At 69.5% G+C, this 14,952-nt stretch carries 14 protein-coding genes; 5 read left to right on the plus strand and 9 right to left on the minus strand.

Features of this window, described 5'->3' with window-relative positions:
* From H5J26_RS20085 to H5J26_RS20095, 3 genes are all read right to left on the minus strand, one after another.
* The coding region (locus tag H5J26_RS20085; protein WP_235980844.1) for a 3-hydroxyacyl-CoA dehydrogenase NAD-binding domain-containing protein at window positions 1-822 on the minus strand (822 nt) is incomplete at its 3' end.
* 41 nt (window positions 823-863) lie between these two features.
* The gene (locus H5J26_RS20090) at window positions 864-1,631 is read right to left on the minus strand and encodes a CoA-transferase subunit beta (protein ID WP_181767301.1); all 768 of its coding nucleotides are present in this window, start codon (window positions 1,629-1,631) and stop codon (window positions 864-866) included.
* 59 nt (window positions 1,632-1,690) lie between these two features.
* Entirely contained in the window at window positions 1,691-2,602 is a 912-nt protein-coding gene (locus tag H5J26_RS20095; protein WP_181767312.1) for a CoA transferase subunit A, read from the minus strand.
* A gap of 177 nt (window positions 2,603-2,779) precedes the next feature.
* Between H5J26_RS20095 and H5J26_RS20100 the strand changes: the two genes are divergently transcribed.
* The 3 genes from H5J26_RS20100 (at window position 2,780) to H5J26_RS20110 (ending at window position 6,633) form a co-directional block, all read left to right on the plus strand.
* Complete coding sequence (locus H5J26_RS20100) at window positions 2,780-3,703, plus strand: LysR family transcriptional regulator (RefSeq protein ID WP_181767302.1); 924 nt, start codon at window positions 2,780-2,782, stop codon at window positions 3,701-3,703.
* Between the two features lie 192 nt (window positions 3,704-3,895).
* Complete coding sequence (locus H5J26_RS20105) at window positions 3,896-5,122, plus strand: acetyl-CoA C-acetyltransferase (RefSeq protein WP_181767303.1); 1,227 nt, start codon at window positions 3,896-3,898, stop codon at window positions 5,120-5,122.
* A 170-nt stretch (window positions 5,123-5,292) separates the two neighbouring features.
* Complete coding sequence (locus H5J26_RS20110; RefSeq protein WP_181767304.1) at window positions 5,293-6,633, plus strand: MFS transporter; 1,341 nt, start codon at window positions 5,293-5,295, stop codon at window positions 6,631-6,633.
* A 150-nt stretch (window positions 6,634-6,783) separates the two neighbouring features.
* Here the strand turns inward: H5J26_RS20110 and H5J26_RS20115 are convergent, their stop codons facing one another.
* Window positions 6,784-7,371: an LAETG motif-containing sortase-dependent surface protein gene (locus H5J26_RS20115; protein WP_181767305.1), complete on the minus strand. Its 588-nt coding sequence runs from the start codon at window positions 7,369-7,371 to the stop codon at window positions 6,784-6,786.
* A gap of 391 nt (window positions 7,372-7,762) precedes the next feature.
* On the opposite strand from H5J26_RS20115, the gene H5J26_RS20120 reads away from it, so the two are divergent.
* Window positions 7,763-9,052 (plus strand): S1 family peptidase, encoded by a 1,290-nt coding sequence (locus H5J26_RS20120; protein ID WP_309237990.1) that lies wholly within the window; start codon window positions 7,763-7,765, stop codon window positions 9,050-9,052.
* 33 nt (window positions 9,053-9,085) lie between these two features.
* On the opposite strand, the gene H5J26_RS20125 is transcribed toward H5J26_RS20120, so the two are convergent.
* The 4 genes from H5J26_RS20125 to H5J26_RS20140 all read right to left on the minus strand — a co-directional run bounded on the left by H5J26_RS20125 (window position 9,086) and on the right by H5J26_RS20140 (window position 13,781).
* A complete protein-coding gene (locus tag H5J26_RS20125; RefSeq protein ID WP_309237991.1) occupies window positions 9,086-11,215 on the minus strand; it encodes a neutral/alkaline ceramidase in 2,130 nt (709 codons plus the stop codon).
* A 100-nt stretch (window positions 11,216-11,315) separates the two neighbouring features.
* Entirely contained in the window at window positions 11,316-11,954 is a 639-nt protein-coding gene (locus tag H5J26_RS20130) for an FMN reductase (RefSeq protein WP_181767307.1), read from the minus strand.
* Between the two features lie 22 nt (window positions 11,955-11,976).
* Entirely contained in the window at window positions 11,977-13,077 is a 1,101-nt protein-coding gene (locus tag H5J26_RS20135) for an LLM class flavin-dependent oxidoreductase (RefSeq protein ID WP_181767308.1), read from the minus strand.
* A 185-nt stretch (window positions 13,078-13,262) separates the two neighbouring features.
* Window positions 13,263-13,781: a lytic polysaccharide monooxygenase auxiliary activity family 9 protein gene (locus tag H5J26_RS20140; RefSeq protein WP_181767309.1), complete on the minus strand. Its 519-nt coding sequence runs from the start codon at window positions 13,779-13,781 to the stop codon at window positions 13,263-13,265.
* 442 nt (window positions 13,782-14,223) lie between these two features.
* Between H5J26_RS20140 and trxA the strand changes: the two genes are divergently transcribed.
* Window positions 14,224-14,625 carry a thioredoxin gene (gene trxA / locus H5J26_RS20145; protein ID WP_181767310.1) on the plus strand — a complete coding sequence of 134 codons (402 nt, stop codon included), beginning with the start codon at window positions 14,224-14,226 and terminating at the stop codon, window positions 14,623-14,625.
* Here trxA and H5J26_RS20150 read toward each other — a convergent pair.
* Window positions 14,559-14,903 carry a DoxX family protein gene (locus tag H5J26_RS20150; RefSeq protein WP_181767311.1) on the minus strand — a complete coding sequence of 115 codons (345 nt, stop codon included), beginning with the start codon at window positions 14,901-14,903 and terminating at the stop codon, window positions 14,559-14,561. The genes trxA and H5J26_RS20150 overlap by 67 nt on opposite strands.
* Window positions 14,904-14,952 lie beyond the last annotated feature (49 nt).

A 14,952-nucleotide genomic window follows, 5' to 3' on the forward strand; every position in this document is an offset into this window, starting at 1 on the left:
CTTGCGGCCGTGCAGCCCGGCGGTGACTCGGTTCGCGGTGAGGTACGACGGGCGCAGCCTGTCGGAGTGGCGGAAGCCGCGCCAGATGGTGTCGATGACGGACGCGGTGACGTCGAGGCCGGTCAGGTCCATGAGCTCGAACGGGCCCATACGCAGGCCCAGTACGTCGCGCGCGATCGCGTCGAGGTCCGCCGGAGCGGCGACGGACTCCTCCAGCAGGGCCAGTGCTTCGGTGGCGAGCCCGCGCCCGGCGTGGTTGACGAGGAATCCGGGGGTGTCGGCGACGGTCACCGCGCGGTGGCCGCAGCCCTCGACGAACTCGGCGAGGGCGGCCGGGATCCCGGCACGCGTGGCCGCTCCGGGCACTACCTCCGCGATCTTCATCAGGGGCACGGGGTTGAAGAAGTGGAGCCCCGCGAGCCGGCCGGGGTCGGGCAGGCGGGCACCGATCTCCGTGACCGAAAGCGAAGAGGTGTTGGTGGCGAACACCGTGTCCTCGGGCAGCACTTCGGCCAGTTCCGTGAAGAGGGCCGCCTTCGTCTCCAGGTCCTCGCGTACGGCCTCGATGACGAGTCCGGGCGCCTGCTCGCGTACCGCGCCGGGCGAGTCGAGGGGCACCAGCCTCCCCAGCACCGCCTCGGCTTCGGCGCTGCTCGTCCTCCCCTTCGCCACGGCCCGCTCCAGCATGCCCCGCACGAAGTCCACGGCTTCGGTGACCGACTCCGGGCGTGCGTCGGCCAGTTCGACCGTGTGGCCGGCCGTGGCCGCCCACTGGGCGATGCCGCGACCCATGACTCCGGTACCGACGACTCTGATGCGCATGTCTCTCCCCAGCCTCCGCTCCGCCAGATCCACCGTTCCCGTCAGCGCAGGTACACGCGCTCGGGATCGACATCCTCGCGCAGCAGGGCCAGTTCCTCGGACGACGGGGGCTCGATGACGCTCAGGTCACCGGAGACCTGAAGGTCCCACCCCGTGGAGGCCCGTACGTCCTCGGCGGTCACGCCGGGGTGCATCGCCGCCAGCTTCAGTTCGTCGCCGACGCCTTCGCGGGCCAGGATGCCCAACTCCGTGATGACGCGGGTGACTCCGGCACCCAGCGGCCGGATGCCGTCCGCCAGCGCGCGGTCGGGTCCGGGTGAGGTGCAGAAGTCGAGCTCCTCGGTGAACGAGCGCACGTCGTGGCGGCGCATGACCACGAACACCTCGCGTGAGTTGGCCATGACCTCGTTCGCCCCGCCCGAGCCGGGCAGCCGGGCCTTGGGGTGGTGCCAGTCGCCGATGACGGAGGAGTTGAGGTTGCCCCACTTGTCGATCTGCGCCGCGCCGAGGAAGCCGACGTCGATGTGGCCGCCCTGGAGGACCGAGCCGAAGAGGGTCGGCATCGGCAGCACCGCCTCCGCGCCGGTGATGAGCACGGCGTCCGCGATGGTCTCCGGGAGGTGCGAGGGGTGCGCCCCGCACACGCCGGACTCGTAGACGATCTCCAGCTCGGGCGCGACGGTCAGATGGGCGAGGGACGCTGCCAGGGTGGGGAGTCCGATCCCGGCGAACACCGTGCGCCTGGCGGCCAGTTCACGCGAGGCGACGACGGAGAGGAGTTCGGAGGAGGTGACTGTGCCGGCGGTCATCTGGGGCTCGCTTCCGTGTGGGAGGGGTGTCGGGGATCCGCGGTGTGCGCCGGCGGGCGTCACAGCCGGCGCCCGTAGTCGACGGGCAGGCTCAACGCCTCACCCACGGCGAGCCCCTCCCAGAACTCCTCGCCGAGCTTGTCGACGTACTCGGCGTGGTCGCGGGTGCCGTGCACCCACTCGGCCAGCCACGCCGTCAGCTTCTCCTTGTCCTTGCTGATCGCCGACCAGGAGCGGTAGAAGGCGTTGTCCCGGTCGTAGTAGCCCTGGGCGAAGGAGGGATGGGCGCCGCGCGGGCAGTGGACGACCGCGTCCACCGCGTGAGCGGGGATCGCGGTGCGGTTCGGGTCGGAGCGCACGACCTCGTCCTCGACGATCTCCTCCACGACGACGACGGCCTTGCGGGCGGCGTAGACGGCCTCGGCCTGTACGCCGGTCAGGCCCCAGATCTGGGTGTTGCCGGCGCGGTCCGCCCGCTGGGCGTGCACGATCGTCACGTCCGGATTGACGGGCGGCACGACGTAGATCTCCTCGGTGCCGCCGTCGGGTGCGGGGTAGGGCGAAGTGACCTTGCGCAGCGCGGTGTTGACCTGCGGCAGGTCGCTGCCTCCATAGCTGCGCAGCGGATAGAACGGCAGCCGCTGTGCGCCCGCGAGGTAGCGGCAGATCATCCCGTAGTGGCTGTACTCCTCGAAGACGAGCGGTTCGGGGTCCGCGCTCTCCACACGGCGGCGCAGTTCCCCGAGGGAACCGGCGGAGGAGTTGCCGACGAAGGAGGAGACCAGTTTCGAGACGCATCCGGCCGCCAGCATCTGGTCGACGACGATGTCGGCCGTCATCCGCACCACGGTCAGGTCGCGGCGCCCCTGGCGGATGATCTCGTGGCCCGCGGCCGTGGGTATCAGATGCGTGAAGCCTTCGAGGGAGACGGTGTCGCCGTCACGCACATGGGCGGCGATGGCCTCCCGCATCGTCGTCGTCTTGTCCAGCTCGGTCTCGCGGGCGGTCTCCACGGCATCTCCTCGGTGCGGCCAGGGCGCAGGGCAGTGTGGGGTCGGCTCTACGCTCCCACCACCCATTGATTGGCGTCCAATACCGAATTAAGGTCAGTTTGAGACGCAAGACTTATAACTGGCACTGGGGTCCTCGTGGAACTGCGCTATCTCACCTCCTTCGTCGCCGTCGCCGAGGAGTTGCACTTCGGCCGCGCGGCCAAGCGGCTGCAGATGGCGCAGCCGCCGCTGAGCCAGCAGATCCGGCAGCTGGAGAAGGAGCTGGGCGTCCAGCTCTTCGAGCGCAGCACCCGCTCGGTGCGCCTCACCAGCGCCGGTGAGGCGTTCCTGAAGCCGGTGCGGACCGTCCTGGAGGACCTCGACATCGCCACGCGCGTGGCCAAGGCCGCGGGCCGCGGCGAGTACGGGCGCGTGAGCGTCGGATTCGCCGGCGCCTCCAGCCACGCGAGCCTGCCGCGGCTCACCCGGGCCGTACGGGCGGCCCATCCCGGCATCGAGCTGGTCATGCGCGGCCAGACCTACGCCAACCGCGCGCTGGCACGGATCGCGGACGGCAGCTTGGACCTGGGCTTCGTACGGCTGCCCGTGACACAGCCCGGCGTGGAGTACCGGGTGATCGCCGAGGAGGAGCTGGTCTGCGCGCTGCCCTCGGACCACCCGCTGGCACAGAACTGTCGCATCGCCGTCTCCGACCTGGCGGACGAGCCGTTCGTCAGCTTCCCCGCGCGCACCGGGTCGAGCCTGCGCGATGCGACCGTCCAGGCGTGCGAGGCGGCCGGGCACAACCCCCGCATCGTGCAGGAGGCGCCCGACTCGTACACGATCCTGGCGCTGGTGGCGATGGGGGTCGGCGTGACGCTGACGCTCACCTCCTGCATGCACATCCAGCAGACGGGGCTCGTCTACCGGCCGCTGACGGGGCCGCCCGTGACGCTCCAGGCCGCATTGGCCTGGCGTACGGACAACCCGTCGGCGGCGCTGCGCAGCGTCCTGGACGTCGCCGCCGACGCGCTGCCCACGCCGTCGCGGGCCGAGGATGCCGGGGATGCCGAGGATTAGGTGCTCTGACGTATCAGTCCGAGGCGAATCGGATATTGGACCGGAAAATCGCGCGGTGGAATGGTCGTCGGAAAGGACACGGTCCGCGGGACCGCGCCCCACAAGCCACAGGACCCAAGTAACCCGGGCACCCCCCGGCAACCCCGGTAAGCCCGGCAGCTCCAGCAACTCCAGGAAAGAAGGCCGTCCCAAATGTCAGCTCAGCCCGATGTCGTCGTCTGTCTGCCGCTGCGCACCCCCATCGGACGCTTCGGCGGTGCACTGGCAGGTCAGCGGCCCGCCGGGCTGGCCGCCCACGTCATCTCCGAGATCGTCGCGCGCAGCGGCCTCGACGGCGCGCAGATCGACGAGGTGATCCTCGGCCACGCCTACCCGAGCTCCGAGGCTCCGGCGATCGGCCGGGTCGCGGCGCTGGACGCGGGACTTCCCGAGTCGGTGACGGGCATCCAGATCGACCGGCGCTGCGGCTCCGGGCTCCAGGCCGTGCTGGACGCGGCCATGCAGATACGGGCGGGCTTCAGCGAGGTCGTGATCGCGGGCGGCGTCGACGTGATGAGCGCCGCGCCCTACTACACGCACGAGGGCCGCTGGGGCATCAAGGGCCCTGGGCTCCAGCTGCACGACTCCCTGGCGCGCGGCCGGGTCACCGCGGGCGGCGAGAACCACCCGGTGCCCGGCGGCATGATCGAGACGGCGGAGAACCTCCGGCGTGAGTACGGCATCAGCCGCGCCGACCAGGACGCGCTGGCCCTGCGCTCGCAGCAGCGGGCGGCTCACGCGATGGAGATGGGCTGGTTCGCCGAGGAGATCGCTCCGGTGACCGTGCGCACCCGCAAGGGCGAGGACGTCGTCGCCGACGACGAACACCCGCGCCCCGACACCACCGCCGAGCAACTCGCCGCGCTGCGGCCGGTGATGGGCAAGAACGACCCGGAGGCCACGGTCACCGCCGGCAACGCCAGCGGCCAGAACGACGCGGCCGCCGCCTGCCTGGTCACCACCGCCGACAAGGCCGAGCAGTTGGGCCTGACGCCGCTGGTCCGGCTGGTCTCCTTCGCCCGTACCGGCGTCGCGGCGAAGACGATGGGGATCGGGCCGGTGGAGGCGACCCGAGCCGCGCTGGAGCGGGCGGACGTCACCCTGGCGGATGTCGACCTCATCGAGCTGAACGAGGCCTTCGCCGCCCAAGTGCTCGCCTGCACACGCGAGTTGGGCCTTACGGAGACCGACCACGAGCAGCGGATCAACACCTGCGGATCCGGCATCTCCCTGGGGCACCCTGTGGGCGCGACGGGGGCTCGCATCCTCACGACGCTGACGCATCACATGCACCGCACCCAGGCCCGCTACGGGCTGGAGACGATGTGCATCGGGGGCGGGCAGGGGCTGGCCGCCCTCTTCGAGCGCGTCGCCGCCTGAGAGACGGGCGGGGAGCGGGACGGCCCGCATTGATATGCGGGCCGTCTCACTGTGCCAGGTATTCGGTATTGGACCGGTCTTGGTCCTGGCTGGCACGGTTACCGGAATCCCCTCAGCGCGAGCGCGCCGGGACACCGCTTCTCCCCCGCTACGCCCCTCGGAGCCGCCGCATGAGTGCGCCCCTCACTCAGGAACAACACAGAAAGACCGCGAACCGCGCCGGATTCGGAGCCTTCATCGGCTCGACGATCGAGTGGTTCGACTTCTACATCTACGGGACCGCCTCAGCCCTCGTCTTCGACGACGTCTTCTTCCCCGAACTCGAAGGCTCCATCGGCACCCTCGTCGCGTTCGCGACCTTCTGGGTCGGCTTCCTCGCCCGGCCGCTGGGCGGCATCGTCTTCGGCCACTTCGGCGACCGCCTCGGACGGAAGAAGACCCTGATCATCACGCTGCTGCTGATGGGCGTCTCCACCACGCTGATCGGCGTGCTGCCGGGGTACGACACCATCGGAGTCGCCGCCCCCGTCGCACTCGTGGCGATCCGCATGATCCAGGGCATCGGGCTGGGCGGCGAGTGGGGCGGTTCGGTGCTGATCGCCTCCGAGCACGCACCGAAGGGCAAGTCGATCCTCTACGGTGCGTTCGCCCAGCAGGGCTCGCCGGTCGGCAACACCCTGAGCACGGTGGCGTTCCTGGCCATCAGCCAGCTCCCCGAGGCGGACTTCATCGGCTGGGGCTGGCGGATACCCTTCCTCGCCTCCGCCGCGCTCGTCGTCGTCGGCCTCTTCCTGCGGCTGAGGGTCACCGAATCTCCCGCCATGGCCCGGCTGATCGAGAAGAAGAAGGTCGCGAAGCTGCCGCTGTCGGAGGTGGTGCGCTCCTACCCTGGTCTGATCGCGCTGGGCATCGGCGCCTGCACCATCGGCCTCTCGGCGACCTACTTCAAGTCGACGTTCGCGCTCTCGTGGGCCACTTCGAGCCTTGATTTCGACCGGAGTTCGTTCCTCACGATCATCCTGGTCGCGAACATCACGCAGATCGTCGTGCAGCCCTTCGGCGCGGTCCTCGCGACGCGCATGCGCAGCTGGTCGCGCGCCGTCAGTGTGATGCTGCTGCCCGAACTGGTGCTGATGCCGCTGATGTTCATGCTGATCAGCACCGAGAACTACGGGCTCGCCATGCTCGGCGTCTCCGTCGCGACCATCCCGCACTGCCTCTACTACGCGGCGCTCGCGGGCATCCTCGCCAGCCGCTTCCCCGCCCATGTCCGCTACACGGGAATCTCGCTTTGCTACCAGCTGTGCGGGACGCTTCTGGGCGGCACCACCCCGGTCATCGGGCAGTTCCTGCTCAACCGTACGGGCTCGATCACGGCGGTGATCTGCTACGCGGTATTCCAGGTGGCCCTCACGCTGGGCTGCATGCTGCTGCTGCTCAAGAAGCCCAACTTCGACGAACGTTCACCCGTCGAGGACCGGACGGGCGACAAGGCCGTCGCCGCGGTCTGAACAGCGGGCTCAACTGCGGCACGTACAGGGCTCGATGAGGCCCGCAGCGGAGGCGGATCGCGCTCCCGGGAACGCAACAGGGGTCCGGCAGCCGGAAACCGGCTGCCGGACCCCTGCCGGCTGTGCTCACAGAATGCGGGAGGAGTTCCCTCAGTCCTGCGCGGAGCGACGCTTGCGCGAGACGAACACGAGGCCCGCGCCGGCGGCCAGGACGACACCGGCGGCACCGGCGATCATCGGGGTGGCGCTGGAGGCACCGGTCTCGGCGAGGTCGTCGCTGCCACCCTCGGGCTTGGGGGCGCTGCTGGGCTTCTCGGACGGCGCCGGGGCCTCGCTGCTGGACTCGCTGGGCGAGGGGGCGGGCGAGGAAGGCGTCTCCTCGCACACGGGCGACATCTTCTTCTCGTCGCGCGAGTGCTGCTCACCGTCACCGGCCTTGACGACCAGGTGCACCTCGAGCGGGGACTTGTGCTTCGGCAGGTCGATCTTCTTGCTGAACTCGCGGCCGAACTTCTGCTCCGTGAGGACGGGCTTGCCGCCGGCCTCGATGGAGATGGTGTTCGGGACGTTCTCGTTGTAGTTGGTCAGGTTGACCGACACCGCGTAGCAGTCCACCTCCCAGCCCGGCTTGTGGGCGGAAGCGGGGGACGCGACGAATATCCCGGTGCCGACGAGAGCGGCAACGCCGGTCGCGACGACAGCGGCGGAACGGTGCCATCTCTGGCGAATAGCGGACATGATCTCCCTCTGATGATGGAAGCTGAGCAGAGCGGATGTCGTGCGAGGACAGCACGGTACTCCCCGGTACACCGCTTGCCGCACCGACCCCCCGTTTCACCAACAGGCTGTGATGAAGGGGCAGTTCAGACGTGGTTCGCAGTGCGTGTTCCCCCGTGCGGTCCGGTGGCTGTCCGCCCGTTCACCGCTGGAACCCGCTGACCCTACCGCCTCACCGTTCCCGCCGTAGGAAACTCACGGACATTGAGTGCTCTCGACACCGAAGCGAGACAAGGGAGTACCTCTGTGGGTCATGGCGTGCCACTGCGCCGGGTCGGCAGAGGGGCTGGCCCACCACCCAGGGGAGGTCAGTGAGTTGAGCCATCGACGCAAGGACAGAAAACGAGCCTATGTGATAGCCGGAGCCAGCGCCGCGGCGCTGGCCGGTGCCGCAATTCTGCTCCCGTACGCGAACGCCGGTCAGGAGCAGCAGCCCCGCCCCGGGCCCAAGACGGCCGAGGCGGCCGCCCTGATGGGCACGAAGCTCGCGGACGAGAACGGCAGCAGCACGGCGGGCTGGTTCCTGGACGGCAAGTCCAAGAACCGTCTGGTCATGAACGTCCTCGACAAGGCGACTGCTGACCGGGTCGAGCAGAGCGGGGCGACCGCCAGAATCGTCCCCAACTCCAAAGCGGAGCTGAAGAAGGTCTCGGACACGCTCGCGGGCGACGCCGCGGTCGCAGGCACGGCCTGGTCGGTCGACCCCCGTACCAACAAGGTCACCGTGCTCGCTGACAAGACAGTCGACAGCGACGGCTGGGGCAGCCTCAACGACACTGCCGCGAGCAATGACGGCATGCTGACCGTCAAGCGCTCCAGCGGCGAGTTCAAGCCCTTCCACGGCGGCAACCAGTCCGGCGGCGGTGGCGACGAGCAGGGCGGCGGCGAACAGGGCGCCGGAGGCGCCGGTGAAGAAGCCGGAGGCGCAGGCGAAGAGGCGGGCGGTGCCGGCGAGGAAGCCGGAGGCGCCGGCGAGGAAGCCGGTGGCGCAGGCGACGGCCAGGCTGCCGAAGGCGTACTCGGCGGCGACGCCATCTTCGCAGCGGGCACCCGCTGCTCACTCGGCTTCAACGTGACGGTCGACGGTGCGCCCGCCTTCCTCACAGCCGGGCACTGCGGCAACGCGGCGGAGGCCTGGACGGCCGACGAGGCCGGGGCGGAAGCCCTCGGCACCGTCACCGACTCCCAGTTCCCGGAGAGCGACTTCGCGATCCTCAGCTACGACGACGCGCAGGCTCAGCCGCAGAGCGCCGTGAACCTCGACCCGCTGGGCCAGGGACAGGGCGGCACGCAGGAGATCACAGGTGCCGCCGAGGCAGCCGTGGGCATGCAGGTGCAGCGCAGTGGCAGCACGACCGGCGTGACCGACGGAGAGGTCACCGGCCTCGACGCCACCGTCAACTACGGCGGCGGCGACATCGTCAACGGGCTCATCCAGACCACCGTGTGCGCCGAGCCCGGCGACAGCGGCGGTGCGATGTTCTCCGAGGACAAGGCAGTCGGTCTTACCTCCGGCGGCAGCGGCGACTGCACGCAGGGCGGCGAGACCTTCTTCCAGCCGGTCACGACGGCCCTCGAGGCCACCGGCGCCGAGATCGGTGCAGGAGGCGCCGCCGAGGAAGGCGGCCAGGCCGAGCAGTAAAGAGCACGACCCGACCGCCTCGGCGGGCGCCCGTCAGCCACTCACGGAGAAACCAGGACTGGTTCCGGAGATGGCTTTCGGGTCGCCCGCCAGCGGTTTTGCGTCGCCCTCGTAGCTGAGGCGGTACTCACCGGCGGCGGTCCCCGCGGGGACGTCCCAGGTGACCGTCACCTTCGAGGCCGCGACCCCGTAGCGCTCCCAGCGGAAGGTGGTCGACCAGTCGCCGTCGTCGGCGACGGTGCGCCACTCGCCGCCGTCCTTCCGCTCCACCCGCAGATGCGTCCCGCCGCGCTTGAGCACGTTGCCGGGGTGGGCGCCCGCGAAGACCACCGTGACCCGCTCCCCCGCCCGGTAGTTGGAACGCGGCGCAGTGAGGACATCGCCGAACTCGTGCTGCAGGGGCGGCGCGTCCAGCACGATCGGCGGCTGCAGCGAGATCGTCTTCCCGGAGATGTCCGGAGCCACGGGACCGATCGGCAGGCTCTTGCCCTCCTTCATGGCCGTCGCCAGCTGCGCGGCCGTCTGCTGGACGGCGGGCAGTTGCCATCGTCCGAACAGGGTGCTCCCGCCTTCGTACTGCTGGGAGTCGTACTCGTCGGGCGTGGTGAGGTAGTGGAAGTAGGAGTTGGCGTAGCCGGCGACGAGGACGTCCCGCAGCTCCGCCCCTACCGTCTCGGCGACCGTCCGGCGCAGCAGCAGGCCGGCGGCGATGGTCACCTCGCCCGGCACGCCGATCAGGTACAACTGCCCGATGCGCAGCAGCTGTACGGGCACCTGCTCCTGCACCCACGGGTAGATGCTGTTCATCGCGCCGACGGGGGCGAAGATGTCCTTCGGGGCCTGCGCCTCACGGAGTTCGGGTGACGCCTCGTAGATGATCGAGTCGGAGATGGCGTCCCAGAAGGGGTTCTCCCCCTCCTTGAAGCCCGGGAAGGCCGGGCCGTCCTCCAGGCTCCCGGCCGCCATCGACGCGCCGATAGAGGGCTTGGAGGTCTTGTGGGACTTCCCGTCGCCCGTGTACTTCGCGTCCACCGTCACGTCGGAGAGGTCGATGTAGACGAGCCTGGCGTCGACACCGCCCGCCATCTTCGTTCCCCGCTGGTCGAGTTGGCGTGCCGCGGCCTCGAACTGGCTGAGTCCGTTCTTGCGGGTGCTCTCGAAGTCGGCGGGAGTCGTGGGCGGCTTGAGGTCCAGGTTCGGGGACATGTCGCCGGCGTTGGTCTGCGCGAACGCGGAGATGAAGTCGGGGGCGGTGTCGGTGAGGTAGTCCGCACCCTCGACCTCCCGCTCCCAGTGGTAGGCGGCGAAGCCCTTGTTGTCCGCGCTGATGAGCCTGTTCTCGCCGGACATGCTCGTGCCGTGCGTCGCGAACCAGTTGACGGCACCGACGGCGCGTCCGTCGCGCTCGATGCGCAGCAGCGACGTCTGCGTGTCGACGGCGTCGGGGAAGTGACTGCGCACGTCCGAGGGGTTGCGCTCGAAGGCGTCGCGCGACCTGTTGGCGTTGGCACCCTTCAATTCGCCGTGTGTGAGCGTCAGTTCGGCGGGGGCGACGTCGTCGTGCGCGCGGCCGACGGCCTCGACGATGCCGTCGGTGAGCGCCTTGAAGGTCTTCTCGTGGAAGCCCAGCGTGGTGACGTTGTAGAGCAGGTGGTGCGATGAGCCGCCCGGCCCGCAGTGGGTGTGGGTGGCGGTGATCATGACGTTGCGGTGCGTGTAGAGCTCGCCGTACTTCTCGGAGAGCCTCTTGAGTACGGCCTGGTGGACGCTCTCGAAGATCATCGCCGTGTCGACGACGACGTACAGGACCCGCTCGTCGGTCGCCTTGTCGGCGAAGACGAAGGCGCGGGCGCGCAGCCGGGTGTGCAGGCCTTGTGCCTGCTGGTCGACGCGGCCGTAGCCCATCATGCCGACTTCGGCGATCTCTCCGGTGGCGTCGGCGACGCCACGGCCGACGAGGTAGTCCCCGGCCGCGGCGGACTTTCCGGCGGGGGCGGCCATCGTCGCCTGAGCGCTCGGAGTGATTCCGGCTATGCCGAGACCTGCCACCGCCGCACCGGCGCGAAGGACGGTGCGGCGGCTTCTGTGTCCGTCCGAAGGCGGTGGGTTCTCCTCCGGAGTGGACGGCGGGTCGTGGGGGGTGTGGGGGTGTGTGCCATTCACGGGTGCTCCTCGGTAAGGCTACTTCCCGGTAACTGCCCGAAGAGCATTTCACCCCGTACCACCGGCCACAATGCGCCGGAACGGATTGCTCGGAATCAGATCAACCGGCGCGCACAGCTGCCAGTTGCTCCTCGAAGGGAACCAACTCCTCCGCGACTGGAGCGGTGTACGGACGGCGCAGCAACAGGTCCCCCAACTCGCCTGCCGCGCGCCCGATCCGGTCGGCGAGCCCGTCCGTGCCGGCCTCACCGCCGCCCCAGTCCTCCGAGGCCGCGAAGACCGCGGTGGGTACGACGATCGCCCGCAGGTACGAGAAGAGCGGGCGCATTGCGTGTTCAAGGGCCAGCGAGTGCCGAGCCGTACCGCCCGTGGCCGCGATGAGCACCGGCTTGCCCTTCAGCGCGGCGGGCTCGATCACGTCGAAGAAGGACTTGAACAGCCCGCTGTAGGAGGCGCTGAAGACGGGCGTGACCGCGACGAGGCCGTCCGCCGCGGCGACCGCGTCGAGCGCCCGGCTCAGTGCCGTACCGGGGAAGCCGGTCACCATGTTGTTGGCGATCTCCGAGGCCAGGCCCCGCAGTTCGAGGACCTCGACCTCGACCGGACGTCCGCCCTCGGTGTCTTGCTCCGTCTCCTGGACATGCCGCCTGGCCGCCTCGGCCAGCCGGTCCGCCAGCATCCGCGTGGAGGACGGCTGGCTCAGCCCGGCCGAGACCGCCACGATCTTCAACGGCTCCATCTCTCCTTGCCTCTCCTCGAGTTCAGCCGGCATCGGCTGCTTCGGCGTCTTCACGGCTGCGGGCGAGCAGTGACTCGTGCGTGGGAGCGTCGGGCACCCCTGCGGGGCGGTCCTTCGCGAACTCCCGGCGCAGCACGGGCACGACCTCCTCCCCGAGGATGTCCAGCTGCTCCAGCACGGTCTTGAGCGGCAGCCCCGCGTGGTCCATGAGGAACAACTGCCGCTGGTAGTCCCCGAACGACTCACGGAAGGTGAGTGTCTTGTCGATGACTTCCTGCGGGCTGCCCACGGTCAGCGGCGTCTGCTCGGTGAACTCCTCGAGCGAGGGGCCGTGGCCGTAGACGGGCGCGTTGTCGAAGTAGGGGCGGAACTCGCGCACCGCGTCCTGCGAGTTCTTGCGCATGAACGCCTGCCCGCCGAGCCCCACGATCGCCTGCTCCGGCGTGCCGTGCCCGTAGTGCGCGTACCGCTGGCGGTACAGCCCGATCAGCTTCATGTAGTGCTCCTTGGGCCAGAAGATGTTGTTCGCGAAGAAGCCGTCGCCGTAGTAGGCGGCCTGTTCCGCGATCTCCGGGCTCCGGATGGAGCCGTGCCAGACGAAGGGCGGCACACCGTCCAGCGGACGGGGCGTCGAGGTGAAGCTCTGCAGAGGCGTACGGAACCGCCCCTCCCAGTCGACCACGTCCTTGCGCCACAGCTCGTGGAGCAGTGCGTAGTTCTCGATCGCCAGTGGAATGCCCTGGCGGATGTCCTGCCCGAACCAGGGATAGACCGGGCCGGTGTTGCCACGCCCCATCATCAGGTCGACCCGGCCGTCGGCCAGGTGCTGAAGCATCGCGAAGTCCTCGGCGATCTTGACCGGGTCGTTCGTGGTGATCAGGGTCGTGGACGTCGAGAGGATGAGCCGCTCGGTGCGCGCCGCGATGTGCCCGAGCATCGTGGTGGGCGAGGAGGGTACGAACGGCGGGTTGTGGTGCTCGCCGGTGGCGAAGACGTCGAGCCCGACCTCCTCCGCCTTGTGCGCGATGGCGACCATCGACTTGATCCGCTCGTGCTCACTCGGTGTCCGGCCGTCGGTGGGGTCTGTCGTGACGTCCCCGACGGTGAAGATCCCGAACTGCACCAAACTCACCCTCTCAAAATTAGTTCACTGTTGAACTACAACCCTCGGAACAGTCTCCCATGCCCGCGTATTCCATGGTGCGCGCGACAGGGGACGACCGATGAGGGCTGGGGCCACAGAGGGCGGACACCGCAGCGCCGCCGGAGCGGGGCTCCGGCGGCGCAGGGGTGGACAGGCAAGGCCGGCTAGCCTCCGATGTTGACGTCCACGCAGGCGTAGAAGGCATTGGCGGTGTCGGCGATGTTCCAGACGGCGAGCACCTTCTGCTTGCCGCTCAGACCGCCGAAGTCGACCTGGTGAGTGACCGTCTCTCCGGGCTGCGCACCACCGTCGTCGAACTCCGCGATCTTCGAACCGCCCACGAAGTACTGCCACGTGCTCGTGGAGTGCCGTGCGGTCAGCCGCCACTTGAAGCTCGTCGAGCTTCCGACGGGCGTGACGGTCCAGCCCTTGCTGTCGTCGTCGAGCTCGGCGAACTGCGAGTTGCCGCCGCTGCAACTGGTCAGCCCCTTGGGGCCCTCGACGCTCTGCGGCTCCCACTTGATGGGGCCGCAGTCGACGGTGCCGGCGGCGCACTGCGCCTGCCTGCTCGGCGGTGAGTCCACGTAGCCGTGCGCGTACGCCTGGCCCGCTGGCAGCGTGAGGACGAGCAGGGGCGCGACCCCCGCCCCGATTCCCGCGGCAAGCTTTTTCCTGAAGTCCATGCCACTCCTTAACGGTCCGGGCCGCCGGCAAGCGGTGGGGAGGGGGGCCGGGCACGGACGCGCCGCGCACCCTTCCGGACGGCCTCGTCGATCGCGGAGGCGGCGTGAAGACATGCTCCACCAGCGGCGAGGACCAGCCACCCGAGAGCACCGGGCAGCCGCGAGCTGGGGGACCCGTTACACGCTCGCCATTAGTCTAGACTTTATAGATTGTCGGGCCACGGTCAAGAGAACGGGCACGCCTCGCCTCCGCCGCCGACCGGCACCCTGCACACCCGTCTCACGGGGCCACACCTGTTCCCCGGGAACATCGGAGCCGCACCACCGGTTTACACAACGTGGCACCGTGGGAACGCGACCCGGGACTCCCGGCGCGCACAGCCGTCGGGACCGATTCGGGCCGTGCCCCGGTCCAGGACAGCCTTCAACAGCAGGAGAGCAAATGAGCACCACGGAGCTCACCAAGGACAACTTCGACGACGTCGTCGCTGACGACGGCTTCGTACTGATCGACTTCTGGGCGAGTTGGTGCGGTCCCTGCCGGCAGTTCGCGCCCGTCTACGAGTCGGCAGCCGAACGCCACTCGGACCTGACCTTCGCCAAGGTGGACACCGAGGCGGAGCAGGAGCTGGCCGCCGCGTTCGAGATCCAGTCGATCCCGACGCTGATGATCATCCGCGACCGCGTCGTGGTGTTCGCCCAGCCCGGAGCTCTGCCGGAGTCCGCGCTGGAGGACCTGATCGGTCAGGCCCGCGGGCTGGACATGGAAGAGGTGCGTCAGGCAGCAGCGGAGGCCGGCGAGGAGTCGGCGCCTTCCGAAGCTTCCGGGCCCTCTTCGCGCTGACCCCGCAGCCGCTGCGAGACGACCGCGCCGGCCGCCACAGCGGCGGCGGCGAAGGTCACTCCGAGCATCCAGGTCCGGTTGAGGCGGTGCTCGAGGACGTGGTCCAGGGAGAAGCGGCCGGGGCCCGCCACGGCGATCGCAGCCGCTGAGAAGCCCAGCAGGGCCGGGAACTCGAAGCCTCCCTGGTCGTTGAAGAACCCGGCCGGGGCGTGCAGGGAAGCGGCTCCCGCCATCGCCGCCGCCACGGCGGCTCCCGCTCCCGGTGTCGCCAGGCCCATGGCCAGCTACGCCCCGACCATCGGCGGCCTCGCCAACCACCTCGCCACT

Source organism: Streptomyces albidus (ex Kaewkla and Franco 2022) (assembly GCF_013870515.1).
In the GTDB taxonomy this organism is placed as follows: domain Bacteria; phylum Actinomycetota; class Actinomycetes; order Streptomycetales; family Streptomycetaceae; genus Streptomyces; species Streptomyces albidus.